The sequence below is a fragment of the Nocardia sp. NPDC003963 genome (genome assembly GCF_053605105.1).
On sequence record NZ_JBSGIP010000001.1, the window covers coordinates 1,567,457 to 1,590,325 of the forward strand.

A 22,869-nucleotide genomic window follows, 5' to 3' on the forward strand; every position below is an offset into this window, starting at 1 on the left:
TCACCGCCGACCGGCACTTCGTGATCAGCGCGGCGCCCGCAGCATTCGCCCGGCCGCGTCCACCGCGGGACCGGAGCTGCCGGCGTCGGCGACGAACACGGCGAACGCGAGATCGTCCTGGATCCCGATGAACCAGCCGTGCGCCTTGCTGTTGTCGCCGTATTCGGCGGTACCGGTCTTACCCAGCAGGCCCGGCACATCGGCGAGCTGCGTGGCGGTTCCGGCGGTGATGGTCTCCCGCATCATGGTTTTCAGATCGTCGCTGACCGCGGCGGGCAACGGCGCCGGTGTCCGGTCGGGTGTGCCGGGCGCACCGGCCACCATCACCGGCGCCGGAGTGGTCCCGTGCGCGACGGACGCGGCGACCAGCGCCATGCCGAACGGGGAAGCCGTCACCTGGCCCTGACCGATACTGGCCTCGACCCGTTCCGCCGGAGTCTGCGCGACCGGAACACTTCCCGTCACCGTGGTCAGTCCGGGTGTCACATAGTCCACACCGAGGCCGAGACGCTCGGCGGTGTTCCGCAGCGCCTCCGGTGGCAATCGAACCGCGAGCCCGGCCATGGTGGTGTTGCAGGAGTGGGCGAACGCGGTGTGCAGCGGAACCTGTCCCAGATCGAAACTGTCGTCGTTGGGGATCCGGCGACCTTCGATATCGGCCACCCCGGGGCACGGCAGCACGGTGTCGGGGGCGGCGCGCCCCGCGTCGAGCACGGCGGCGGCGGTGACGGTTTTGAATGTCGACCCCGGCGGATACAAACCGGTGAGCGCGATCGGGCCCGCGGAATCGGCCGCGGCGTTCTGCCCGACCGCGAGGATCTCACCGGTCGACGGCCGCACCGCCACGATCGCCGCGGGGGTCCCGATCGGATCCAGGGCGGTTTCCGCGGCGCGCTGCAATCCGATATCGATGGTGGACCGGATATCGGCGGTGGGCCGCGGTTCCGCACCGGCGATCCGGGTCGCGCCGTCGGCCGTTTCGGCCCGCACCGCCCAGCCCGCGGCGTCATCGGCCTCTTGCTGCCAGAGTTCGCTCAGGCCGGACAGTGTCGGCCCGGATATCGTTCTATCGGTGGTGAGCAGCCGGGTCTGCGGAGCGAGGGTCACCCCGCGGGTCGCGCTCAGCGCGTCACGGATCGGCGCGATATCGGCGTCGCGCAGACTGATCGCCGTGATCGGTTTGCCCTGAGCGGCGGCGAGTTCGGCATCCAGCGAGGCCGCGGTGATCCCGGGCGCGAGCGGGGCGAGCAGACCGGCGGCGGTGGCGGTGTCCGCGCCGGGTGCCAACTGCACCAGCGTCACCACCTGTTCGGCCATCAGTTCGCCGCCCGCGGCGTCGAGGACGCGGGCAGGTCGCGGATAGACCGGTGCGTAGCTCAGTGGGCCGGTATCGAGCCCCGGCGCGACGGTGGCCGGATCCCAGTGCACCCGCCAGCCGTCCTCGGTCTCACCGGCGGTGCCCGTGGTGGTGTACTTCCATTCCCGGTTTCCATCGGGACCCAATTTCCAGGTCACGTCGAGGGTGAAGGTATCGTCGCGCACCCCGGCGACTTCGAAGGTCGCTCCCTTGCCCAATCCGTCGAAGAGCGAACCGAGACCGGCTCCGGCTCGCGCCGGATCATCGGTGAGCGCGGCGGCAGCGGCGATATCGTCGCGGCCGAGAGCCTCGGTGAAGCGTTCGGCGACGGTATCCGGTTCGGGCGGCCCGGAGGAGCAACCGGCCAGCGTCAGACCGAGCGCGGTCAGGAGGACGACGAGTTTCCGATCGGTGCGCACCGTTTCGACTGTATCGACCACGACCGCGGCGGGAGCGGACCGGCGAGATTCTCGTGTGGCGAAATCGTCGCCCAGCCGGTCACGTGGGTCGCCCGGACAAATCGGTTGCCCGGTGACCACGGCGCGGAGATGATTCCGAGGTGACCACCGAGCACCTACCGGCCCTGGCGCCCGGGATCGTCCCACCACAGCGGATCGACCTCGGTGACCTCCTGGTGCGGCGCTGGGAAGCCGCGGATATCACGGCTCAGCTCGAGGCGATCAATACCTCCTTCGACCATCTGCATCCGTGGATGCCGTGGTTGCCCACTCCGCGCACATTCGATGAACAGCGCGCCTACAACGATGCCGCCACCGGCTGGCCGCCGTCGGACGGGCAATTCGGCTTCGGGATCTTCGATTCCGACGGCGTCCTGCTCGGTGCGATCGGATTGCACGACCGAGTGGGTCCGGCCACTCTGGAGATCGGTTACTGGTGCCATATCTCCCATACCGGCCGCGGTGTGATCACCCGCGCGGTCGCCGCGCTCACCGAGGTGGCACTGCGGCTTCCCGGTATCGAGCAGGTGCAGATCCGCTGCGATGCCACCAACGAACGCAGTGCCGCGGTCCCGCGCCGGCTGGGCTACCGATTGGCGTGCACCGAGCCGAGAGCGGTGAGCGCGCCGGCCGATTCCGGACAGGGCCTGCTATTCGTGATGGACCGCTGACTCCGCCGGCTACCCGGTCAACGTCCGCGCGAAGAGTTCACGCAGTTCGCGATAGTGCCGTTCCGCGCCGGCCTCCTGGTACGCGGCCGTATCGGCCATTGTGTAGCCGTGTACCGCACCCGGATACACCGCAGTACGGAAATCGATCCCGGCGGCCTGTAATGCGCTGTCGAACGCGGCGATCTGTTCCGGGGTGTTGGACGAATCGTTGTCGGCGTGTCCGGCCAGCACCGCCGCCCGGACCGCCGGTACCTCGAGGTGGGGGCTGTCGGGTTCATCGGTGACGATCCCGCCGGTGTGGAACATACCGATCGCGGCGACTTCGCCGGGCCGATGCGCGGCGAGTCGCAGCGCGGCCCGCCCGCCGAAGCAATAGCCGGTCGCCCCGACGGCCTGCCCGGTGACGCCGGGGAGACCGTGTAGCGCGGCCAGCCACACCTCCCCGTCCGCGCGCAGGATCTCCGGCGTCAATCCGTGCACTCGATCCATGACACCGGAGGCGAAGAAGGCCTGCCGGATCGCCGGATCGTTCAGATCACCGGCCGGAGCGAGATCCACGGCTCGCCCGTCCCGCCAGAAGACGTTGGGGGCCAGCACCACATACCCCCAGGACGCGATCCGGTCGGCGATACGCTCGATCTGGGGTCGCAGGCCGATCGCGTCCTGATAGAGCAGAACTCCCGGCCCGGAGTCTCCCGCCACATACGCTTCCGCGGCCCCACCGGGCATCGCGATCTCGATCGTCGTCACGGTCGCGACCCTACCCAATGTCTTCCCGGCCGAGCGGTGGCCGCCCTCACCCCGTCGTCCGGGCTGCCCGCACCGGTCCCCCGACTGCCAGGATCGCCTCGAACAATGTCCGGACGCCCCTCGGCCATCGCGCGCGCGGCCGCCTCGCGTCCCCGGTGCCGCCGGCGCGCGCCCCAGTGGCGACCGGTAGAACCGCGGGGCCGGCACTCCTCGATTCGGTGCGGAGAACCCGGCAGAATGCAGTCATGTCGACGGATCCGGTAGCGGCCGACGCGCGTGCGCTCTGGGAAGAGCTTGCCGCAGTAACTGTTTCGTTCACACCGGCGCCCGGGCTGGTACCGGCGGTCGCGCCGCGAGCGATGATCTGCCCACCGGGATGGGCGGGTTTCATCCGGCTCGGGAACCAGGCGATAGCGACCGCCCCGAGCAGCGCCGCCGCGACGCTGATACAAACCGCGATCACCCGCCTTCCGGTCGATGATCTCGTCGACCCGGTGGCGCTCGGTGCGGTACTACCGCTCGCGGCTGTCCTCGGACCGGCAACGTTGGCCTACACCGGCAACGCCGGGTTCCGGCCGGTCCCGCCGGGCCGGGCCCGGCTCGAACGACTACCCGGCCGGCATCCCGGCCTGGGTCGGCTGCTCCGGTCGGCCGGCAGCGAGGACGCGGCGGAAAGCGGTATGGACGAAATCACCTCTCCCGCTTTCGCGGTCTGCGCCGGCGATGCGGTGATCGCGGCCGCCGGGTACCGCATCTGGCCGAACCGCACCGCGCAGCTGTCCGTTCTCACCGCGCCCGACCGGCGCGGAGAGGGTCTGGCCCGAGTGGCGGGGTCCGCTGCGGTGCAACACGCGCTCGATGCCGGGTTGCTGGCCCAGTGGCGGGCACGAGCGCCCGAATCCCGGAAAGTTGCCCTGGCATTGGGGTTCCGCGAGCTCGGTGCCCAGCTCAGCGTCCGGCTGAGCTGATATCCGGCTACGGCCGTATTCGGTCGCCGTCGGGCATTCAGGACCGGTCGTCCGGGAATACCGGCACATCATGGTCCCAGGGCTGCCGGACGACCATATCGGCGACCCGGACCGAACCACTTTCGAACTCACCGGTGGCGGCATCCACCAGCCGGTAGCGCTGGGTCTGCCGGTGGATCGGCTGCGCGTCCAGCAAGACCACCCGCACCTCGCCCGGCTCGAACCCGCAGCGCCGCTGCAGGGCGGCGATCAACTGCTCACTGTGCAGATGCCCGTCACCGAAGTTCCAGCCCAGTGCGGTGGAACAGATCCGCTCACCGTCGGTGAGGACATATCCGGTTTCGTCCTGATCGGCCATGGCCCGCTGGGCCAGCGTGAACAACGCCTTACCGTGGGTGTTGAAGGAGCGGAAGGCATAGCCGAGATACAGCGGTATCTGCGCGGCCTCCGGACTGCCGTAGAAACGCTGCAACTGCGCGGCAGGCATAGTGGCGACCGCGACGATCCCCTCGCGGATCTTCGCGTCGGCCGACGGCCGGATACACCACAGCGTGGTATCCCAGTTGCCGGCGTAGTACCGCATCCCGGGCAGGAAGGAGACCTTGCGCGGAAAGAAGTTCCCGAGCGCGACCACACCCGCGAGCACGATCAACAGCAGTACCACGGGTACCGGGTTGCCCACCGCGGAGATACCGATATCGGCGTGCGCGACGAACAACGTCAGGACACCGAAGATCATGAAGACATTCCACTCGAGCGGCACGCCCATCGGGATGGACGTGAGGATCACCAGGTGGAAGCAGATCAGTGCGGTGGCGGCGAGCGCGGTCGGCCAGCCGCCGTGGGAGAAGAACAGCACCAGCGGCGCGCACATCTCCACCGCGGTACCGCCGTGCGCGAACCACCGCGACAACTGCCCCGGTCGCAGATCGTCTGGGAAGCGTTCGAAGAAGAGTCGTTTGAGAGCCCGGGGCCGCACCACCGGACTGTTCGACATCATGGTGGAGACCACGAACGGGAAGTGTTTGTTCAGCTTCGAGACCGCGGCACCCATCCAGATGACGACGAAAACGATCTTCGCCCCGACGATCAGATCCGCGCCACCGAAGAGAAAGGTGACCGCGAGCGCCGCATACACCTCACCGCGCGCCGCCAGGAAAATTGTTTTGTCACGCAGGCCGAGCACCGCGAGCAGACCGAGCACCGCCGCGATCTGCCAGCCGGGCAGCACACCGACGGAGGTGTCGAGCGCGGCGTCGGGTCCGGTCCCGTCGGAGAACAGCGCCACCAGCAGCATGATCAGCAGCGCCGCGTACAGCACCACTTCGAACAGGGTGCGGCGGTCACCCCGGGTGCCCGGCACCCGGTCCGGCCATGGAGGCAGCCGGATCGTGCCGGGCCGCAACCAGTACAGGATCGACCCCATGGGCGGGAAGAACCGGTTGTTCAGAGGCCCGAACCCACAGCCGAGTCCGACCACCTCGAACAGCATGGTGAAGAGCACGACCTTCTGGAACACGATCGGTTCCGACCACCAGCTACCGACCGAGGTGAATCCGTCGATACCGGTGGTGGTCAGCGCGAACAACCAACCGCCGAGGATGTAGAGCGCGATTTTGCCGACGTAACACAGATGCAGGACCACCGGCGTGCCGAAACCGACCTCGGCCCAGTGCCGTGCCATCGGGCGGAGCTTCTCGGCCCGGGTCCCTCTACTCCATTCGTCGAAGTCGACCACCGGCAGGTTCGGCCGGAGAATGCCGAACAACCGATCTGTTCCGCTCACTGCGCTCTCGTTCCCGTATGCCGTTCAATCAACTGATTGAAAGTACTAGGCCCGGGTTCGCCGTGTCCCAGAATCGACCGATCTTCCGCGATGCCGGACCCTGAACATCCGAAATCGGTCCGCAGGTATCCATGCTCGACAAGCCCATCGAAGATTCGTCCTGGATCCAGGAGGAAGCGCGTGCGGTTTCGGTACTCACGTTTCGTGAACTCTCGCACAAAGCCGCCCCGAGTAATCACGCTCTATCGGCGGCAACGCAACCTGACAGCAGTTCTACCCGGGAGAACGCCGATACCTGGCCACCGATAAGTGACCCGAATCGGCTGGGTGGCGGGCTGGAGAGGCTGCGGGGCGCGATGGGGGCTGGCCGGTCCTCGTGCGGCCTGGAGGACCTCGGGAGGCCGGCGGCCTTCGGGTTGCCTGTTGTCGGTGTGCTAGGTATTCGCTGGTGGGTTTTGGTTGCGGCTTCATGCTTTATTCGGTGATGCGAACGCTGCATGTTCGTAAGCCCGTGTTCTGCCCGTGGTGCGAGGCTTACTATTTGTTTTGGCTTGTCATGCAACATTTTTCGATCGATACGAGGTTTTGCCAGGTCGGTGTGAGTGTGGTTATGGTCGTTGTCAGCGAAGGGGAGTAGCTCTCCGGTCCGGTGATTTGCCGGGCCGGGCGGGCGGTCGACATGCTGGCATCGTTCACGGTGCCCGGCCGTCCACCGGAGGCCACGGCGGTGGCGATACGGCGAGCGAGACCTTCGGCCGACAGACCATTTCGTCGGCTGGAGCCTCCCTTGTTGCCGGAGACTTCGGTCGGCCCATGACCGAAGGATGCTCCGGCATGACCCTCGAATCTTCCCGGCTGGCGGCCCCGCCGCGAGTGCTGATCCGTTCGCTGCTGATAGCGGCGGTGTTCATCGTTCCAGCGTTGGCGTTGCGGGTGACCGGTATCCATGCCGCCCCGGTGTTGTCGCTGCTGCTCTACGGGGCCGCGGTGGTCGCCGCCAGTTTCCTGCTCGCCTGGGCCGCCGAGGCCGCGCAGGTCGATATCTCCGGCGGCTTGGCGATTGCGGTATTGGCGCTGATCGCGGTGCTGCCGGAGTACGCGGTCGATCTCTATTACGCCTGGACCGCCGGGCACGACCCCGCCTACGTGCAGTACGCGGCTGCCAACATGACCGGCTCCAACCGGCTGCTCATGGGCCTGGGCTGGCCGGTGGTGGTCCTGGTCGCCGTAGCGGTCGCGTCGAGGATGTCCGGGCGCCCGGTGCGGGAACTGGTCCTGGAACCGGGAAACCGGGTGGAACTCGGCTTCCTGCTGATCGCCGGTATCGCGGCGTTCGTCGCACCTGCGACCGGCCAGATCCACCTGGTCTTCGGACTGGCGTTGATGGCCTGGTTCGGCTTCTACCTCTACAAGCTCACGCGCGGAGAAGCCGAGGAACCGGACCTGATCGGCACCGCGGCCGCCATCGGCGCGCTGCCCGCCACCCACCGCCGGACCGTAGTGATCACGCTGTTCGTCGTCGCCGCCGCGATCATCCTGGCCTGCGCGGAACCGTTCGCCAACAGCCTGATCGACGCGGGCACCACACTCGGTATCGACCAGTTCCTGCTGGTGCAATGGCTGGCCCCGCTCGCCTCCGAAGCGCCGGAGTTCGTCATCGCCATCATCTTCGCCACCCGCGGCAAGGGCACCGCCGCCATCGCCACCCTGATCTCCAGCAAGGTCAACCAATGGACCCTGCTCATCGGCTCACTACCCATCGCCTACATGGCCGGAGGCGGCGGCACGGCCATGATGCTCGACGCTCGCCAGACCGAGGAAATCCTGCTCACTGCTGCCCAGACCCTCATGGGCGTCGCCCTGATCCTGTCGCTGCGGTTCCACCGCTGGTCGGCATGGGCGCTGCTGGTGCTGTTCGCGATCCAGTTCCCGTTCCCCGGCACCCAGGCCCGGCTGATCCTCACCGGCGTCTACGCCGCGATCACACTGGTCGCCCTGATCGTCAATCGCCGCTACATCGCCGGGGTACTCACTGCGCCCTTCCGCTCCGGAGACCACAGCCAGCAGGTCCCACCCACGCAATGACCAGGTCTGCGGTGTCGTTCCCGTCGACGACCGCTACCTACCGGTCAACTCGGGAACGTACTTGTACAGCGTGGTCCGCGAGATCCCCAGCAGCCCGAACACATGGAACACCAGGCGACCGCCGGGGGTGGTGGTGTCGAGGGATTCGTGCAGGGACCGGAACCCGATACCGCGGCGCCGCAGGTCGGCCACGATCGAGATCAGGTCCTGCAGCATATGCGCCGGTTCTTGGCCCAGACCGGAGGAGTTCGAAAGCGACGCCGAATTCGGCAGAGCCGGCATCTGACGCTGGCCGAGCATGAGGAGATCTCGCGGGGCCTGGCTATGGGCTGCTCATCGCGCATGATCGCGGTGTCGCTCGGTCGCTCACCGTCGACGATCTCACGCGAGATCGCCCGCAACGGCGGCCAGATCACTTACCGGGCTGCGGTCGCCGGCCAGCTGGCCCGCCAGCGAGCGCGGCGGCCGAAACCGGTCAAGCTCGCGGCCTGCTCACCCTTGCGGGCCTTGGTGGAGGACAAGCCGAAATCTTTGTGGTCACCCGAGCAGATCGCCGGATGGCTGCGGCGACACTTCTCTGACGGTCCGGCGATGCGGATCTCGCACGAAGCGATCTACCTGGCCCTGTTCGACCCGCGGCGCAAGGCGATCGACCGCACCCTGACACAGCGGCTACGCACCGGACGCCCGATGCGACACCCGAAACGGGCCCGCAAAGCTGACGGGCGAGGCGTGGTCCGCGAACTCGTGCCCATCACCGAACGTCCGGCCGAGGTCGAAACCCGCCAGGTCGCCGGCCACTGGGAAGGCGATCCGGTGATGGGCTCGCGCCCGTCGGCGATCGCCACGCTGGTGGCGCGGACCAGCCGGTTCACCGTCCTGGTGGCGCTGCCCGACGGCATCGAAGCCGAGCAGGTCACACCGCACCTGACACGGGCCCTACTCGGGCTGCCCGCACCGATGCGCCGGAGCCTGACCTGGGACCGCGGCCGCGAGATCGCCGGCCACCAAACCATCACCGCCGCGACGCAGACATCGATCTACCTCCGCAAACCCCGCAGCCCCGGGCAGCGCGGCACCGACGAGAACACCGATCGACTGCTGCGCCAATACCTACCTGAGAGCGCTGACCTGCGCCGATTCAACCAGAACGATCTCGATGCCGTCGCCTGCGAACTCAACCATCGGCCCCGCAGGATCCACGGATACCGCAGCCCTGCCGAGGTCTACGCCGAACATCTGAACAGCGTTGATGGACTGACCCTTTGAAACCGCCTCACCTTCAACGTAAATTCCTCGCAATCGGCCCGGTCGAAATGGGCGCAGGTCGGTGCGACCGGACGTACCCGTCCACTACCGTTCGTCGATGGTCGCCGGACCGCGATTACCGACGGCAGTTCCAGGCGCGGCTAGAATCCAGGCGTGAGCCCTACAACTGCACCGGACGAGGAATTGGTCACCTCCCTGTTGCGGGGGCTCGAGGTGCTCGACATTCTCGGCAGCAGCCAGAAACCGTTGACCCTGGCCGAGGTCGCCCGGGCGGTCGATACGACTCGTGCCACGGCGCGGCGATTTCTGCTCACGTACGAGCATATGGGATATGTGGCCACGAACGGCCCCACCTTCTGGTTGCGGCCGAAGATCATGGAGCTGGGAGACATCTACCTCGATTCCCTCGGCCTCACCGCTGTCGCACACCCTTGGCTGGCCGCCCTTGCGCATGAGGTCCGCGATACCTGTTCACTGACGGTTCTCGACGGCGACAGCGTCGTGTATGTGGACCGGGTGAAGGCATCTCGGGTGTTGCGGGTGAACATTGCGGTCGGGACACGGTTGCCCGCGTTTGCCACCTCCACCGGGCGGGTGTTGCTCGCCGATCTCGACGACGAACGATTGCAGACCTTTCTGTCCGACCTCCACGCCGAGCCGCTCACCGGCCGCACCCGGACCGACCCGGCCGAGATCGCGCGCATGATCGCCGCTGCCCGCACCGATGGTTACGCAATCGCCGACCAGGAGCTCGATCCGGTGCTGCGCTCGGTCGCCGCCCCGGTACGCGGGATGGACGGACGTGCTGTCGCAGCGGTGAACGTCTCCACCCATGTCACCCGGACGTCGCTGGAACAGTTGCGTGAGTCGATCCTGCCCAGGCTCCTCGATACCGCGGCGGCGATCAGCGCGGCGCTGACCGCCGCCGCGAGATGAAATCGGGGACCTCTCAGAGGTCGAGTACGAGCCGGGGTGATTTCGAACGGCCCACACAGACCATCATCGTCTTGCCGGCGGACCGCTCTTTTTCGCTGAGGATGGTGTCGTGGTGTTCCGGCTCGCCACCGAGGACTTTCGTTTCGCACGTCCCGCAGAAGCCTTCTTCGCACGAGGTCATCAGGTCCGGACAGAATTCTCGGACGACATCGAGCAGGAGATCGTCGGCACCAACGGTCAACACCGTTCCGGACCTTTTCAACTCGACCTCGAACGCGCCGCCCGAGGCCGCCTCCGCCGCGGCCGCCCCGGTGGCCTCGAAGCGCTCGATGCGCAGTCGACCGGTGTGACCGGCCTGCTCGCAGGCCTTCTCCAGGTCTGCGAGCAGGCCGGTGGGGCCGCAGGCGTAGATCAAGGTGTCGTCGGTGACCGACTGAACCAACTCGGCCGGGTCGGGACGCCCGGTCCGGGAACTCACCAGCACCTTGACGTGCGGGCCGGTTGCCAGTTTCTGCCGGAATGCCATCGACTTCAGGTCGCGCCCGACATACACCAGCTCGTAGGGTGACTTCTCCCGCTCCGCCCGGATCGCCATGGCCAGTATGGGCGTAATGCCGATACCGCCGGCGATGAAGAGATATCTGGGCGCCGGTTCCAGTGGAAAGTGGTTGCGCGGCTTACGAATTCTCACCTTGCGCCCGACGAGCGCGGTGTCGTGGAGTTCGGCGGACCCACCCCGGCCGTCGTTTTCCCGCCGGACGGCGATCCGGTAGAAGCTCGGGTCCCCCGGCGGGCTGCACAGGCTGTACTGACGGATCAGCCCGGACGGCAGCATGATGTCGAGATGCGCGCCCGGTTCCCAGGGCGGCAGCAGGCCGTTGTCCGGAATCAGCTCCAGCGAAATGACCCCGTCGGCCTCGAGTGTGGCCTGCCGGACGGTGACCTCGATGAATTCCTGCTCCGCGCCGTTCATGCCGGTACCTCCGCGGGGGCGGTCTCGGAGCGTGCGCCGCCGCGGAGTACATCGAGCAGCGCGGCGAGCAGCTTCGGTCCGCGGACGGAGATCACCATATCGACTTCCTGGCGCAACGTGACCATGGCGGAGGCACCGGCCGGGTCCGTCCAGTTCTGCGGGTCCACCAGCACCGCGGCGAGCAGATCGCCGCCCTCCCGGCCGGCCGTACAGACTTCGCGCACAATCGCTTCGGGGACATCGGACAGATCGGTGCCGATCAGGACGACCATATCGGCCGACCTGGTCACCTCGCCGGTGCCGGCCGAGACCGGTGGCTCCCAAGCAGTGCCGCCCAGTGGCTTCGTCAGAGCCTGCACCGGATCCGGGTCGCTCAGGATGCGGATCCCGTCGACACCGAGCGCGGCCAGCTCGTCGGTGAGAAGCGCGCTGCCGGTGCCGAGCGGGACGACGAGCACCCGCGCCTCGTAGGAACGGCGTAGTGGGTTCATGCGGTTGCCTCCGAAGAAGAACGTGTGGTGGCGCCGGAGGAAAGCCAGGGCGAGACGACCACATGCGGTGTCGCGGGCCCGGTGTGCGAGCCCATCGCCCGCAGGGTCGGGCCTACCAGTTCCAGCGGGACATGATGGGACTCGATGGTTTCCAATCGGGTGCCGCGCGAGTCCAGCAGCCCGATGGCCCGGCGCACAGCTTCCGGCGAGCGCCCGCGTACCCCGCGCACCGTCAGCAGATTGCGCACGATCACACTCGGATCCAGGGCGGCGGCACCGCCGCCGAGGCCGCCGAGCACCAGGACACCGAACCGGCCGAGCAGCCGAAGCGCGGTTGCCACGGTCTCGGGTGATCCGATGGTATCGATGACGGCGTCGGCCCGCCCGGCCCGGTCGAGCACCCGCTCGACCACGGTGTCATCGCTGATCTCGGGGTGCGCGCCCAGGCCACGCGCCATCTCCAGACGCGCGGTATCGCTGGGCAGGCCGAGCACCGTCACCGACTCCGCACCCCCGGCCGCAGCCGCAGCCACGCAGGCGAGGCCGTGGTAGCCCGGCCCGATGACCACCGCGGTGGCGCCCGTCCCGACACCTCCGGCGTCCAGGGTCCAGTCGACAGCGTTGGCCAGCGGGAGAGTCCACGCCGCCTCGTCGACGGTGAGGTGTTCGGGCAGCGGGTGCAGCGCATGGTGCGCCGTGAGCTCCAGGTACTCGGCGTTGCCGCCGTGCAGGCCCGAGCGGCGGTCGGCCGGGATCATCCCGACCCGCTCGCCGCCGGTCCACAGGTCGACGCTCGGGCACAGCCGGTATCGGCCCGCCCGGCAGTCGGCGCAGCACCCACACCCGACGTACTCCTCGACGGCAACCCGGGTGCCGATGGTGACGCCGAGTGCCGCGGCATCGGCCTCGGTCAGATACTCGATCCGGCCGATGGTGTGATGACCGAGTACCGCCGGTTTCTTCAGTCCACCGGCATGCAGGGTCACATCGGTACCGCAGACCGCGGAGGATTCCACCCGCAGCCGGCTGACCCGGTCGGAGAGCACCTGCGTGCGGACGGCGGTCCCGCCCCGACCGTCACTGACGGCGGCGCGGACCTGCAGATCGCTCATCGCCGGAACCACCCGCGTTTGACCGGGGTCTTCTTCGCCTCGGCCTGCTGCTTCGCCCGTTCGACTTCTTCGCGCAACTGCTGCCAGATGTCGTAGACGATGGCGCCGTATTCGGGTTTGTGACGCAGTTCGAGCACATCGCGCGGCCGCTCGAACGGGACATCGATAAAAGCCTTCGCCTGCCCGGGCTGGGCACTCATCACCATGATCCGGTCACCGAGGGTGACCGCCTCGTCGACCGAATGGGTGATGAAGACAACCGTCTTCCGGGTCTCGTCCCAGATACGTAGCAGCTCGGCCTGCAACAGTGTCTTGTTCTGTTCGTCCAACGCCGAGAACGGCTCGTCCATCAGCAGGATCTCCGGGTCGTTGGCGAACGCCCGGGCGATCGAGACGCGCTGGCGCATACCGCCGGACAGCTGGTGCGGGTATGCCTCGGCGAACTTCGTCAGCCCCGTCTTGTCGAGGTAGTGACCGACGGTCTCGTCGATCTCGGTTTTCGGCACACCGCGCATGGCCAGTCCGTAGGCCGCGTTCCCCCGCACGGTCATCCAGGGAAATATCGTGTCCCCTTGGAAGACCATGGAGTTCTCCGGCCGTCCTGCGGTACCACCGGCGATATCTATGGTGCCCTCGGTCGGTTCTTCCAGGCCGGCGAGCATGCGCAGGAAGGTGGTCTTCCCGCAGCCACTGGGCCCGACGATGACGAGGAACTGTCCCTGCGGGACATCCAGATCGAAGGACTCCAGGGCCGTGACGACGTGGCCGCCCGGAACAGTGAAACGCTTGCTGAGGTTGCGGATGGCGAGCTTGGTGCCGGCACTGTGCGCCGGAGCCGGCGCCGGCGTAGCTGTGTGGGACATGAGAGGTGGTTCCGATCGTTGAGGGAAGCGCGTCAGTCGCGCGTGATCCACGGAGTGAGCCTGCGCCCGATCGCGCCGACGATGATGGCGACTCCGAAGCCGACCACCGCGAAGACCAGCAAGTACGCATACATGGCGTCGATGGCGAAGAGCTGGAAGGAGTTCCACACCATGAAGCCCCAACCGGATCCCGCGCCGCCCATCATCTCGGCGATGGACAGCATGATCAGGCCCATTCCGGCGCCGAGCTCGATCCCGGTGATGATGCTCGGCATCGCGCCCGGAATCGCGACGCTGCGGAAGACCTGCCAGCGACTGGCACCGAAGTTGTCGGAAACGTCGTAGTAGACGCTGGAGACATTCGCGACACCGGCGGCGGTGTTGATCACCACCGGAAAGAACGCGCCCACCGCCACGAACCAGTAGGTAGTCCACTCCCCCAGGCCGAAGAAGAGCAGGAAGAGCGGGAAGACGGCACTTTTCGGGATGGGATACAGCCCGGAGACCAGCGGCTTCAGTGCGGCGCGCACCACCCGGGACAGCCCCATCGCCACGCCGATCAGGATCGCGGGAACGGTGCCGAGCACAATGCCCACCAGGAGACGGCCGATACTCACTGCGGACTGCTCCCACAGCGCGCCGCTGGTGGCCTGGTCCCACAGGGCGCCGAAGATCGCGGTCGGTGCTGGATAGAAACGCTCGTCGATCACGCCGGCGCGGGCCAGCAGCTCCCACACCACCAGGATCACGACGGGAGTGAGAATCGAAATCGCGCGCTGTGTGGTACGGCCGAGCGCCGGGCGGCGACGCGGCGCTACGGCGGCCTTGGCCACGATCGGCGCGTCGATGGTCGTTGCTGTCATGTCATTGTCCCTTCGGCACGGTCTGCGCCGCTCTCTCGACGAAGTCGGTGTCGACCAGCGAGCCGAAGTCGACAGCCGTATCACCGCGATACAAGCCCTGGTCGGCGAAGAATTCGTAATCCCGCCGCAGGCTCTCGGTATTGGGGATCGCGTCCGGGTCGACGTACCCCGGCACGGTTTTCACGATGATCGCCGGGTCCAGACCGGTGCCCTCGGACACGATGCCGACGATCTCTTCCGCCCCCGGCCCGTCCCAGCTACCGCCTTCCACCGCCGCGCTGTAATCCCGCGCCGCGCGCACGTAGGCGTTCATGAAGCACTGGGCGGCGGCGCCCCGGCGACCGATGAAGTCGCCGCTGTACAGCAGCACCGCGAGCTGCTGCTCGTTGTAGACCTCGGTGGAATCGGCCAGTTTCACCGCCGAACCCGCGCGCAGCGCCGAGGTGGCCGCCGGCTCGGTGGTCATCGCCGCGTCGATCGAACCGTTCTGGAAGGCGGCCACATGGTCGGCGAACCCGAGGAAGGTATGGCCGACATCGTCATACCCCACACCGTGTGCGGCCAGCACGGAGGCCAGCGTCGATGCCGTCGCGGTTCCCGGCGCGGGCTCGGCGACCGTGCGGCCCGCGAGATCCGCGGGTGACCGCACCGTGCCGGACTCGACCAGATCCTTTCGGACCAGCAGCGGCATATAGTCGTAATCGGTGACCAGTTTGCCCTTGTCGGCAACGATTTTGATGTCGATATCGCGGGCGATGCCGTTGTAGAACCCGGCCGACGGGGCACCCGCGCCCACGTCGAGGTGTCCCGCCGCGAGATAGGGGATCATCTCACCGGCGGACTTGAACGAGCGCAGGTTCACCGCCAGGCCTTCGTCGGCGAAATATCCCTTCCCGTCGGCGATGTAGAGAATGGCGTCGGACAGACTGCTGACGATGCCGGCATCGATGCCGGCACCCCCGCAGGAAGTAGCGCCGGCGGCGCTCGTCGAGCACGCGGTGAGCGGCGCAGCCAACGCGGCGGCGGCCAGGGTGGCCGCTACCGCGCGCAGGCGCCGTGGTCTTTTCTGCATACCTTCTCCTGTGCCGATCAGACCGAGACGAAGTTCTCGCCGGGCGTGACCCTGGTCGCCCCGGCGGTTCCCTCTTGGAACGGAACTGCCTTCGGCAGCACCATCGAGGTGGAACGCACTCGCGTGTGTGCGGGGTCGAGGCCGGGCAGGTCGTCGGATTCGAGCTCCTCCATCGCCGCGAGCAGGCGGCGGCGGGCCAAGATGATGGCCGCGTCGCTGGTGCCGAGGCGCTCCTTGGTGCGATCACAGATCGTGCCCATCGACTCCTGCAGGGAGAAGTCCTGCGCGGCGATCCCGGCGACGCCGGAGAAGGATTCGCGGCGGCGCTGGGCGCCGCGGTCGATCAGATAGTCGTTGGCTTTCTCCGCCAGAGGATCGAAAGTACCGGGTTTGTACTTCACATGGATGCCGTCACCACTGGCCAGGGCCTCGAGCGTGGCTTCGTCGAAATCCTCGGTGGGGTGGTAGTTCCAGCTCCAGGCCCAGCACGTCTCGTCGTCGATCGGAACCCAGGCGTGACCACCGAGCGGATTGTGCGTACCGAACGGCGGAATGATCGTGTACCACGGCATCATCCACTGGGTGACGCGCCAGTAGAAGTGTTCGTCGTCCGCGTTGCGGCGTGCACCGATCAGCAGCCCACCGTCGGACTCGGCCACTTCGAATTTCGGACGGGTGTCGGCCTTGAGGTATTTATTGCCCTCGGTGCCGCTGTGCAGCGGATCGTTGTCGAGGTTGTAGCGATGAGCGAACGAGACATGGCTGGAGTCGATACCGCCCTCCATGGCCTGCAGGTAATTGCTGAACTGGCGCCGCTTGGTGATGAAGCGCTGGGCAGGGCGTAGCGACATCCACTCCAGATCGGGTAGCGGCGGTTCCTTCTCCGCCGGGCCCAGGTACGCCCAGATCACGCCACCGATCTCCACGGTCTTGTAGGCGCGCTGTTTGATCTTCTCGCGCATCTTCGTGCCCTCCGGTTCGGAGGGCATATCGACGCAGTTACCCGCCACGTCGTACTTCCAGCCGTGGTACGCGCACCGGAGTCCGCACTCCTCGTTACGCCCGAAGAAGAGCGAGGCGGTTCGGTGACTGCAGAACTCATCGATCAGACCCAGTCGGCCCTGGGTATCGCGGAACGCGATCAACTGCTCACCGAGCAGGGTGACGCGCACCGGGTCGCAGTCCGGCTCGGCAACCTCGTCGGCGAGCAATGCCGGGATCCAGTACCGGCGGAACAGATCACCCATCGGCGTGCCGGGGCCGGTACGGGTGAGTAGTTCGTTCTGTTCGCGAGTCAGCATGATGTGCCTTTCAACTGGGGACGAGACTGACCGGTGAGGCAGCCGAGAACAGCAGCGACCGCGAAGGCCGCCAGTGGTATGAGCCAGGCGAGCTCGAAGGACAACGCGCGGTCCAGCGCCAGGCCGAAGGTGAGCGGACCGGTCGCGAAACCCAGGTAGAGCCCGGTGACGAGTAGGGCGGTAGCGGCCCCGAGCCGAGCCCGGGGCACGCTGCGTACCAGAGCCGACATCATCACGGAATTGGAGGCCAGCGCGGACGCGCCGAACACACCGGCGCCGGCCCAGACCGCCCAGCCACCGAGCCGGACCGCCGACACCACCAGCGCCACACCGGCCGCCGCGCCGAGCGCCAGCACGGTGAAGGTCGAGGATGCGAGCTCCTGCCGATCCGACCGTCGTCCCCACCAGATGCGGCTCACCAACCCGACAACGCCGATCACCGCGGCTGTCAGCCCGGCGGTGCGGACCCCGAACCCCAGGCGCTGGTGCGCGAAGAGCGGCGTGTAGGCGTTGGTCGCCTGGAGGCCGAAGCCCATGAAGAAGGTGTACACGGTGAGCATCGGGACCGAGACCGTGCCGGCGCTCCGCTCGGGGCCGGACATCCCGACCTCCGCGGCACTACGCACTCGGCGCGCGCTCAGCACGCCGATCACCGCGACCAGGAGGCAGCACGCCACCGCCACCCGCCAGCCGGCGAGCACCGCGAGCGAGGGGGCCAGCAGCCCCGCCGCGAGCTGGCTCATCTGCACCCCGGACTGCTTCCAGCCGATCAGTGCGCCGCGGCGGTCGGGCGTGAGACCGGCGACGAGCCGGTTCGTGGCCGGGTTGGACAGCGCCTGGGCGGCCCCCGCCACCACCGCTGCGGCGACCACCACGGCATAAGTGGTGGCAACCGCCAGCAGCAGGATTCCCACGGCGGCGCCGACCGAGACCGCGATCATGAGCGTGCCCGACTCGACCCGCGAAGTGCGGCGCCCGAGCAGGAGTGCGGTCACGGCCGCCGCCGCGAAGGCGATGGTCGAAACCGCGCCGTACTGGGTCGGCGTCAATCCCAGATCGCCGGTCACCAGTGGAGAGAGCGCGGTGAAAGCATAGAGGACCAGCGGCCCCACGCCCATGCAAGCAGCCAGGGCGACCCACAGCACGACGCCCCCATCGTCGAGAGGTTCGACACCCTCGGACAATTTTTGAAAACCCAATGTTTCATTCCACTCTGCGTACAAGTGTATGTTCTTCGCGGTACAGCATGTCACCCAGGTCACACCCGGTCAAGCCGAGTCGGCAATGTGTTCCACAAATCAGTAGATTTGTGCGCATGGCGGAACCCAGCACCGACCAGACGGCGCCACCCGGTCGCGACCTCGTGCAATCGCTCCAGCGCGGCCTCGCAGTGATCCGGGTATTCGACGCCGACAACCCCGCGCTGACCCTGGACCAGGTCGCCGCCCGCAGCGGTATCAGCAGGTCGGCAACCCGGCGACTACTGCGCACCCTGATGGCTGCCGGCCACATCCGATTCGACGGCCACCACTTCGCACCCACGGCCCGATTACTCGACCTCGGCTACCCACAGCAGTCCCGCCTGTCCCTGGCCGAGGTGGCGCGGCCGCACTGCGAATCACTGACCCTCGTCACCGGACACACCGTGTCACTCGCCAGACTCGAAGGCCCGGAGGCCGTCTACCTGGTCCGCGTGGGACTCCCCCGCCTGATGGACGTATCGATCGAAGTCGGCACACGGCTACCCGCTCACCTCCCCGCGATCGGGCGGGTAATGCTCGCGTGGCTCCCCGAACAAGAGTTGACGGCATATCTCGCCTCGGATACCTACCGCGACAACCCGGCCCGCACACTCCAAACAAAGGCGGATCTACTCGAACAATTCGAGCAGATCCGCGCCGAGGGCTGGTGCCGCTCCAGCGGAGAACTCGACGCAGGCCTGAGCACGCTCGCCGTTCCGGTGCGCGACCGTAGAGGCGAAATCGTCGCCGGGCTCAATATCTCGACCCACACCGGGGAGGACGAGCTATGGGACGAGACCGGCGAGATCTATCGCCACCTGCACGACTGCGCGGCCACCATAGGCTCGGATATCCATCCGTCCCACCTCGGCTAGCGTTCCGCGCACCAGTGGCCCTTGGATCTTCGCGGGTCGACGGTTTCACCGCGCCGAGGTAACCCCACTGAGGCCCGGAAAAGATGCACCCGCGGAGCCGGGATCATTCATCACTTTGTATTTCGCACTTGCGGGTCACACGAACGACTCTGCGCGTTGGATCCGAGAAATGTGGCATTCACTGAACGACGAGGGCCGCGGAGCATTGGCCGGGCCCATTCGAAGACCATGCCGCTGCAGTAGCAGAGTCCAACTTGGGCGCTTTGTCATACCAAGCGGTGTTCCAGCCGACCCTCCCAGGGACGCCAGAGCAGATCGACCTGCTCGCCGAAGCGCTCGACGGTTTCGCGCAGTGAAGCGCGACCAAAGGGTCGCGGCCGTGAGCGAGTGACCGGATCACCCGGGCAGGATCATGCGGCATTCGCTGCGGATCACGCCGGTCGGACGGAAGATCTGTACCGGACGTTCTGAGGCAACTCGGGCGCGGACTACGCCGGAGCAGCCGAGCTGAACCAGCCGCTGCCACGAAAAGGGGCCCGGCACCCGTTAACCGCACGGAGCACGGAGCACGGAGCACGGAGCACGGAGCACGGAGCACGGAGCACGGAGCACGGAGCACGGAGCACGGAGCACGGAGCACGGAGCAATAATGGAGGTTCAGTGAACTGCGGCGTAGCTGCCCGCCCGGAGGTGGTGTGAACAGTGGATCGAGTTCTGCCCGGCCGGCGTGCCGACAGTGAGGGTCTCGAAGACGGACGCGGTTACTACCGTGAGATCGCCTTCACCGGATCGAGCCACGGGTTCCTGTGCAGGTGGACCCATCGGATCGGCGGTGGTGCCCAGCGCGTGATTCCGGACAACCACGCCGACTTCATCGTGAGCAGCACCGGCCGGAGCTGGCTCGTCGGCCCCGCCACGACGGTCGATCTGCCGGAGCTGTCACCGGGAACGGTTCTGCACGGCGCGCGCATCCGCACCGCGGCGTTGCGCACGGTGACCGGCGTGGCGGGTTTCGAGCTGCGGGATACCGCGATCGCGGTGGACGACCTGTTGCCCGCTCGGGTCGCTCGCGTGCTCGTCGATAGTCTCGGCGCGGGCGAATTCGACGAGCTGACAGCACACTCGTTGTGGCCGCGCCTCACCGTGGATCCGCGAGTGGACAGGGCGGTCGAGTTACTGACTGCGGAGGCGACGAGCGTCCAGGCCGCCGCGGACAGTGTCGCGCTCACACCTCGTCATCTACGTCGGCTGGTCGAACAGGAGACCGGGCTGACGCCGAAGACCCTTCGTATCGTGGGCCGCCTACAGCGGGCGATCCGGCTGGCTCGCCGGGCGCCGGACACCCCGCTGTCGACGGTGGCCGTCGCCGCGGGTTACGCCGATCAGCCGCATCTCAGCCGTGACACACGACGAATGACCGGCCTCACCCCGAGTTCGCTGTTGAGCTGAACCACCACGAACACGAACTGTCCGCAGGAGACCACCGTGTCGTGACGACACCGAATCCACACACGCTCGGCGGTGACGGCTCGCGATCACCGAACCCGGGTACCTCGCGCCCTGCCCACCGGTCGCGATCGCTCACGGCAAGGGAGCGAACAAATCGACGGTATTGCCATCCGGGTCGTGGACGATGGCGTAGCGCTGTCCCCAGACGGCGTCCCACGGCTGCTTGTGGCCGTGGAACCCCGCTGCGACAACGGTCTTGTACAGTGCGTCGACATCGGCCGGGCTCGCGGTCGCGAACGCGAGGGCCACCGGGTGCCCTCCGGCGGCTGGTGTGAAGTCGGGGTCGAAGCTCTGGATCGTGTCGAGGGTGTCCCAGGCGAGCCGCAGTCCGTTCGGGAGTACGACCTCGACATGGGGTTCGCTGCCACTGACCTCGGGTGTTTCGACACCGAGTACACGGTAGAAGGCGAGCGATCGGGCCAGGTCGGTGGTGACGATACCGATCAGATCGAGCGAAACAGACATGGTTCAGCCTTTCGTCAGCGGTGCGATGTTGTGGTTGACGCGGAAGAGGTTGTGCGGGTCCACGCGGGTCTTGACCTCGCGGAGTAATCGGAGATCGGCGGTGTCGAAGGCCGCCGCCACCACGGCCTGGTCGGTGTGGACGCCCAGGAAATTGAGCATGCTGCCCAAGTCGCCGCGGCGGAATCGGCGGCGGGCCGCGGCGTGCAGGGCTCGGTCGACCTCGTGGCGGGGGTCGATGGCCGAGCCGAGGTACACCGTGAATTCGGCGTCCCGCCCACCCACGACATTCGGTACTTCCGGCGGTTTCCGATACGCGCCGCCGTGGTGGCGTAGTTCGAAACTCAGTGGCTCGGCGGCGTCCGGCCCGGCGACCGACAGAATATTGTCGACATCGGTCTCGTCGAGAGGACCGCTGTAGAAACCGGATTCGTGCACCGTGTACGGCCCGAGAGGTTCGTGGTGGACCATGCCGATATCGGTGTAACGCATCGGCCCCACCGTGTCGAGCACCGGCGGCCCGACCGCTCGAATCGGCGCGAGCAGCGATTCGGCCTGCTCGGGTGGACCGAAATACGCGATGCGCAACTGTGCGATATAGCGCCCCCGCAGCTCCGGGCGAATATCGGGATGATCCGGGTAACCGAACAAGAAGATCGATGTGGCGAGGGTGTCCGGAAGGCCGCCGGTCCAGCGGATATACCGGTTCAGCAGCTCCCCCGCTCGACCGGCCGGAAAATAGAGGCTGCCACCGTAGAAACCGGTCACGGGGAAGAGATCCATCTCGATCTCGGTGACGATCCCGAAATTGTCCTTGCCACCGCGGACCACATGGAAGAGCTCCGGGTCCGTGGCCGGGGAGATCCTGCGAACCACGGCGTCGGCGGTGACCAATTCGATGGAGTGCACGCGGTCCGCCGCGTATCCGTACTGACGGCCCAGCATCCCGACGCCGCCGCCGAGGATGTACCCCATCACTCCGACGTGTGGACTCGATCCGTTCAACGGCGCCAGACCGTGCTCGGCCGCGGCGGTGATCACCTCGCGCCAGCGCACTCCGGCACCGACCCGCGCCCGGCGCCGGACCGGGTCGACGGCGCTGCGCGAGAGTCGCCCGGTGGTGACGAGGACACCGTCAGCAGCCCGCGACATTCCGTGCCCGGTGGACTGAACCGCGACCGACATGCCTCGTTCGCTCGCGAAGTCCACGGCCTCTGCCACCTCGGCCGGCGACGCGGCCGGACACACCACCCGTGGGTGGTGGACGACCGAGTGGTTGTCGGTGCGGAGCTCGTTCCGGTAGCCGTCGTCGGAAGGACACAGCCAGGTCGTTATCCTGGACATGCGCATTCGCTGTGGTCCGGACTGCCGAGTGAGAAAGGATGGCGGCATCCAGGCGGGCGGCGGCACGGCCCGCTCCCACCAGAACCGAGGTCGTATTCACGTTCCGGACGATATGGGCACAACGGCCGGCGGTCTTGTACGAAACGGACACGCCTGCACCCCGCACGGCGGCCGGACGGGATCGTGCCGGTGAAATTCGAATCCGAAAGCCGGACCCGGCGAACCTGCTCGCCGACCGGCCTGTCGACCGCCGGCAACCCTGTGCGCCGACGCGGTGGATGCGCATGCGCACTCACGGACCTGGCCTACCGAGCCGTCGGCACCCATGGCGCCTCTCCTGCGCGCGGACCATCCTCCCCGCGCTGTCTCGCACACGCGCAGTGACGTCATCTCTCGCCGTCACGAGCACGTCCGACAGGCTCCGCACGACGCCGGACTTCATTGACAAACAATGCCGACGGCGCCTCGAGCGGAGCGCCGGGC

The 22,869-nt window shown here is 67.3% G+C and carries 21 protein-coding genes; 7 read left to right on the forward strand and 14 right to left on the reverse strand.

Annotated elements, in window-relative coordinates; translation table 11 throughout:
* Positions 1 to 24: 24 nt before the first annotated feature.
* Entirely contained in the window at positions 25 to 1,776 is a 1,752-nt protein-coding gene (locus ACWEWT_RS07340; RefSeq protein ID WP_452557122.1) for a penicillin-binding transpeptidase domain-containing protein, read from the reverse strand.
* 140 nt (positions 1,777 to 1,916) lie between these two features.
* Between ACWEWT_RS07340 and ACWEWT_RS07345 the strand changes: the two genes are divergently transcribed.
* Positions 1,917 to 2,486: a GNAT family N-acetyltransferase gene (locus ACWEWT_RS07345; protein WP_452557124.1), complete on the forward strand. Its 570-nt coding sequence runs from the start codon at positions 1,917 to 1,919 to the stop codon at positions 2,484 to 2,486.
* A 9-nt stretch (positions 2,487 to 2,495) separates the two neighbouring features.
* Here ACWEWT_RS07345 and ACWEWT_RS07350 read toward each other — a convergent pair whose 3' ends face one another.
* Positions 2,496 to 3,215 carry a dienelactone hydrolase family protein gene (locus ACWEWT_RS07350; RefSeq protein ID WP_452557703.1) on the reverse strand — a complete coding sequence of 240 codons (720 nt, stop codon included), beginning with the start codon at positions 3,213 to 3,215 and terminating at the stop codon, positions 2,496 to 2,498.
* Between the two features lie 266 nt (positions 3,216 to 3,481).
* Here ACWEWT_RS07350 and ACWEWT_RS07355 point away from each other — a divergent pair, with 266 nt between their 5' ends.
* Positions 3,482 to 4,204, forward strand: a complete 723-nt coding sequence (locus tag ACWEWT_RS07355; protein ID WP_452557126.1) for a GNAT family N-acetyltransferase — start codon at positions 3,482 to 3,484, stop codon at positions 4,202 to 4,204.
* A gap of 37 nt (positions 4,205 to 4,241) precedes the next feature.
* On the opposite strand, the gene ACWEWT_RS07360 is transcribed toward ACWEWT_RS07355, so the two are convergent.
* Complete coding sequence (locus ACWEWT_RS07360) at positions 4,242 to 5,990, reverse strand: DUF3556 domain-containing protein (protein ID WP_452557128.1); 1,749 nt, start codon at positions 5,988 to 5,990, stop codon at positions 4,242 to 4,244.
* 834 nt (positions 5,991 to 6,824) lie between these two features.
* Here ACWEWT_RS07360 and ACWEWT_RS07365 point away from each other — a divergent pair.
* The gene (locus ACWEWT_RS07365; RefSeq protein WP_452557130.1) at positions 6,825 to 8,075 is read left to right on the forward strand and encodes a sodium:proton exchanger; all 1,251 of its coding nucleotides are present in this window, start codon (positions 6,825 to 6,827) and stop codon (positions 8,073 to 8,075) included.
* Positions 8,076 to 8,108: 33 nt separating this feature from the next.
* On the opposite strand, the gene ACWEWT_RS07370 is transcribed toward ACWEWT_RS07365, so the two are convergent.
* Positions 8,109 to 8,291: a recombinase family protein gene (locus ACWEWT_RS07370; RefSeq protein ID WP_452557131.1), complete on the reverse strand. Its 183-nt coding sequence runs from the start codon at positions 8,289 to 8,291 to the stop codon at positions 8,109 to 8,111.
* Between ACWEWT_RS07370 and ACWEWT_RS07375 the strand changes: the two genes are divergently transcribed.
* Positions 8,292 to 9,344 (forward strand): IS30 family transposase, encoded by a 1,053-nt coding sequence (locus ACWEWT_RS07375; protein ID WP_452557133.1) that lies wholly within the window; start codon positions 8,292 to 8,294, stop codon positions 9,342 to 9,344.
* A gap of 153 nt (positions 9,345 to 9,497) precedes the next feature.
* Positions 9,498 to 10,280, forward strand: coding sequence for an IclR family transcriptional regulator domain-containing protein (locus ACWEWT_RS07380; protein WP_452557135.1), 783 nt, complete (start codon positions 9,498 to 9,500; stop codon positions 10,278 to 10,280).
* A gap of 13 nt (positions 10,281 to 10,293) precedes the next feature.
* Here the strand turns inward: ACWEWT_RS07380 and ACWEWT_RS07385 are convergent, their stop codons facing one another.
* Genes ACWEWT_RS07385 through ACWEWT_RS07420 form a run of 8 tightly spaced genes read right to left on the reverse strand, consistent with a single transcriptional unit; the run spans position 10,294 to position 18,154 of the window.
* Positions 10,294 to 11,253, reverse strand: a complete 960-nt coding sequence (locus ACWEWT_RS07385) for a PDR/VanB family oxidoreductase (protein ID WP_452557137.1) — start codon at positions 11,251 to 11,253, stop codon at positions 10,294 to 10,296.
* Positions 11,250 to 11,744, reverse strand: a complete 495-nt coding sequence (locus tag ACWEWT_RS07390; protein ID WP_452557139.1) for a hypothetical protein — start codon at positions 11,742 to 11,744, stop codon at positions 11,250 to 11,252. The genes ACWEWT_RS07385 and ACWEWT_RS07390 overlap by 4 nt, the downstream gene beginning before the upstream one ends.
* The gene (locus ACWEWT_RS07395; protein WP_452557140.1) at positions 11,741 to 12,856 is read right to left on the reverse strand and encodes a zinc-binding dehydrogenase; all 1,116 of its coding nucleotides are present in this window, start codon (positions 12,854 to 12,856) and stop codon (positions 11,741 to 11,743) included. Before ACWEWT_RS07395 ends, ACWEWT_RS07390 begins: the two co-directional genes overlap by 4 nt.
* Positions 12,853 to 13,719 carry an ABC transporter ATP-binding protein gene (locus ACWEWT_RS07400; RefSeq protein ID WP_452557142.1) on the reverse strand — a complete coding sequence of 289 codons (867 nt, stop codon included), beginning with the start codon at positions 13,717 to 13,719 and terminating at the stop codon, positions 12,853 to 12,855. The genes ACWEWT_RS07395 and ACWEWT_RS07400 overlap by 4 nt, the downstream gene beginning before the upstream one ends.
* 32 nt (positions 13,720 to 13,751) lie before the next feature.
* The gene (locus ACWEWT_RS07405) at positions 13,752 to 14,582 is read right to left on the reverse strand and encodes an ABC transporter permease (protein WP_452557144.1); all 831 of its coding nucleotides are present in this window, start codon (positions 14,580 to 14,582) and stop codon (positions 13,752 to 13,754) included.
* 1 nt (position 14,583) lies between these two features.
* Complete coding sequence (locus ACWEWT_RS07410) at positions 14,584 to 15,654, reverse strand: ABC transporter substrate-binding protein (protein ID WP_452557146.1); 1,071 nt, start codon at positions 15,652 to 15,654, stop codon at positions 14,584 to 14,586.
* Between the two features lie 17 nt (positions 15,655 to 15,671).
* Positions 15,672 to 16,955: a Rieske 2Fe-2S domain-containing protein gene (locus ACWEWT_RS07415; RefSeq protein ID WP_452557148.1), complete on the reverse strand. Its 1,284-nt coding sequence runs from the start codon at positions 16,953 to 16,955 to the stop codon at positions 15,672 to 15,674.
* Positions 16,949 to 18,154 (reverse strand): MFS transporter, encoded by a 1,206-nt coding sequence (locus ACWEWT_RS07420; protein WP_452557150.1) that lies wholly within the window; start codon positions 18,152 to 18,154, stop codon positions 16,949 to 16,951. The genes ACWEWT_RS07415 and ACWEWT_RS07420 overlap by 7 nt, the downstream gene beginning before the upstream one ends.
* 116 nt (positions 18,155 to 18,270) lie before the next feature.
* On the opposite strand from ACWEWT_RS07420, the gene ACWEWT_RS07425 reads away from it, so the two are divergent.
* Positions 18,271 to 19,071, forward strand: coding sequence for an IclR family transcriptional regulator domain-containing protein (locus ACWEWT_RS07425; protein ID WP_452557152.1), 801 nt, complete (start codon positions 18,271 to 18,273; stop codon positions 19,069 to 19,071).
* Positions 19,072 to 19,773: 702 nt separating this feature from the next.
* Complete coding sequence (locus ACWEWT_RS07430; RefSeq protein ID WP_452557154.1) at positions 19,774 to 20,520, forward strand: helix-turn-helix domain-containing protein; 747 nt, start codon at positions 19,774 to 19,776, stop codon at positions 20,518 to 20,520.
* Between the two features lie 132 nt (positions 20,521 to 20,652).
* Here the strand turns inward: ACWEWT_RS07430 and ACWEWT_RS07435 are convergent, their stop codons facing one another.
* A complete protein-coding gene (locus ACWEWT_RS07435; protein WP_452557156.1) occupies positions 20,653 to 21,045 on the reverse strand; it encodes a VOC family protein in 393 nt (130 codons plus the stop codon).
* A gap of 3 nt (positions 21,046 to 21,048) precedes the next feature.
* Entirely contained in the window at positions 21,049 to 22,386 is a 1,338-nt protein-coding gene (locus ACWEWT_RS07440; protein ID WP_452557158.1) for an FAD-binding oxidoreductase, read from the reverse strand.
* Positions 22,387 to 22,869: the final 483 nt, after the last annotated feature.

Coding starts and splice junctions, on each gene's coding strand:
- ACWEWT_RS07350 (WP_452557703.1), bottom strand. CDS start 3,215: ATGCCCGGTGGGGCCGCGGAAGCGTATGTGGCGGGAGACTCCGGGCCG.
- ACWEWT_RS07355 (WP_452557126.1), top strand. CDS start 3,482: ATGTCGACGGATCCGGTAGCGGCCGACGCGCGTGCGCTCTGGGAAGAG.
- ACWEWT_RS07365 (WP_452557130.1), top strand. CDS start 6,825: ATGACCCTCGAATCTTCCCGGCTGGCGGCCCCGCCGCGAGTGCTGATC.
- ACWEWT_RS07370 (WP_452557131.1), bottom strand. CDS start 8,291: ATGCTGCAGGACCTGATCTCGATCGTGGCCGACCTGCGGCGCCGCGGT.
- ACWEWT_RS07375 (WP_452557133.1), top strand. CDS start 8,292: ATGCGCCGGTTCTTGGCCCAGACCGGAGGAGTTCGAAAGCGACGCCGA.
- ACWEWT_RS07385 (WP_452557137.1), bottom strand. CDS start 11,253: ATGAACGGCGCGGAGCAGGAATTCATCGAGGTCACCGTCCGGCAGGCC.
- ACWEWT_RS07390 (WP_452557139.1), bottom strand. CDS start 11,744: ATGAACCCACTACGCCGTTCCTACGAGGCGCGGGTGCTCGTCGTCCCG.
- ACWEWT_RS07395 (WP_452557140.1), bottom strand. CDS start 12,856: ATGAGCGATCTGCAGGTCCGCGCCGCCGTCAGTGACGGTCGGGGCGGG.
- ACWEWT_RS07400 (WP_452557142.1), bottom strand. CDS start 13,719: ATGTCCCACACAGCTACGCCGGCGCCGGCTCCGGCGCACAGTGCCGGC.
- ACWEWT_RS07405 (WP_452557144.1), bottom strand. CDS start 14,582: ATGACAGCAACGACCATCGACGCGCCGATCGTGGCCAAGGCCGCCGTA.
- ACWEWT_RS07410 (WP_452557146.1), bottom strand. CDS start 15,654: ATGCAGAAAAGACCACGGCGCCTGCGCGCGGTAGCGGCCACCCTGGCC.
- ACWEWT_RS07415 (WP_452557148.1), bottom strand. CDS start 16,955: ATGCTGACTCGCGAACAGAACGAACTACTCACCCGTACCGGCCCCGGC.
- ACWEWT_RS07425 (WP_452557152.1), top strand. CDS start 18,271: ATGGCGGAACCCAGCACCGACCAGACGGCGCCACCCGGTCGCGACCTC.
- ACWEWT_RS07435 (WP_452557156.1), bottom strand. CDS start 21,045: ATGTCTGTTTCGCTCGATCTGATCGGTATCGTCACCACCGACCTGGCC.
- ACWEWT_RS07440 (WP_452557158.1), bottom strand. CDS start 22,386: ATGTCCAGGATAACGACCTGGCTGTGTCCTTCCGACGACGGCTACCGG.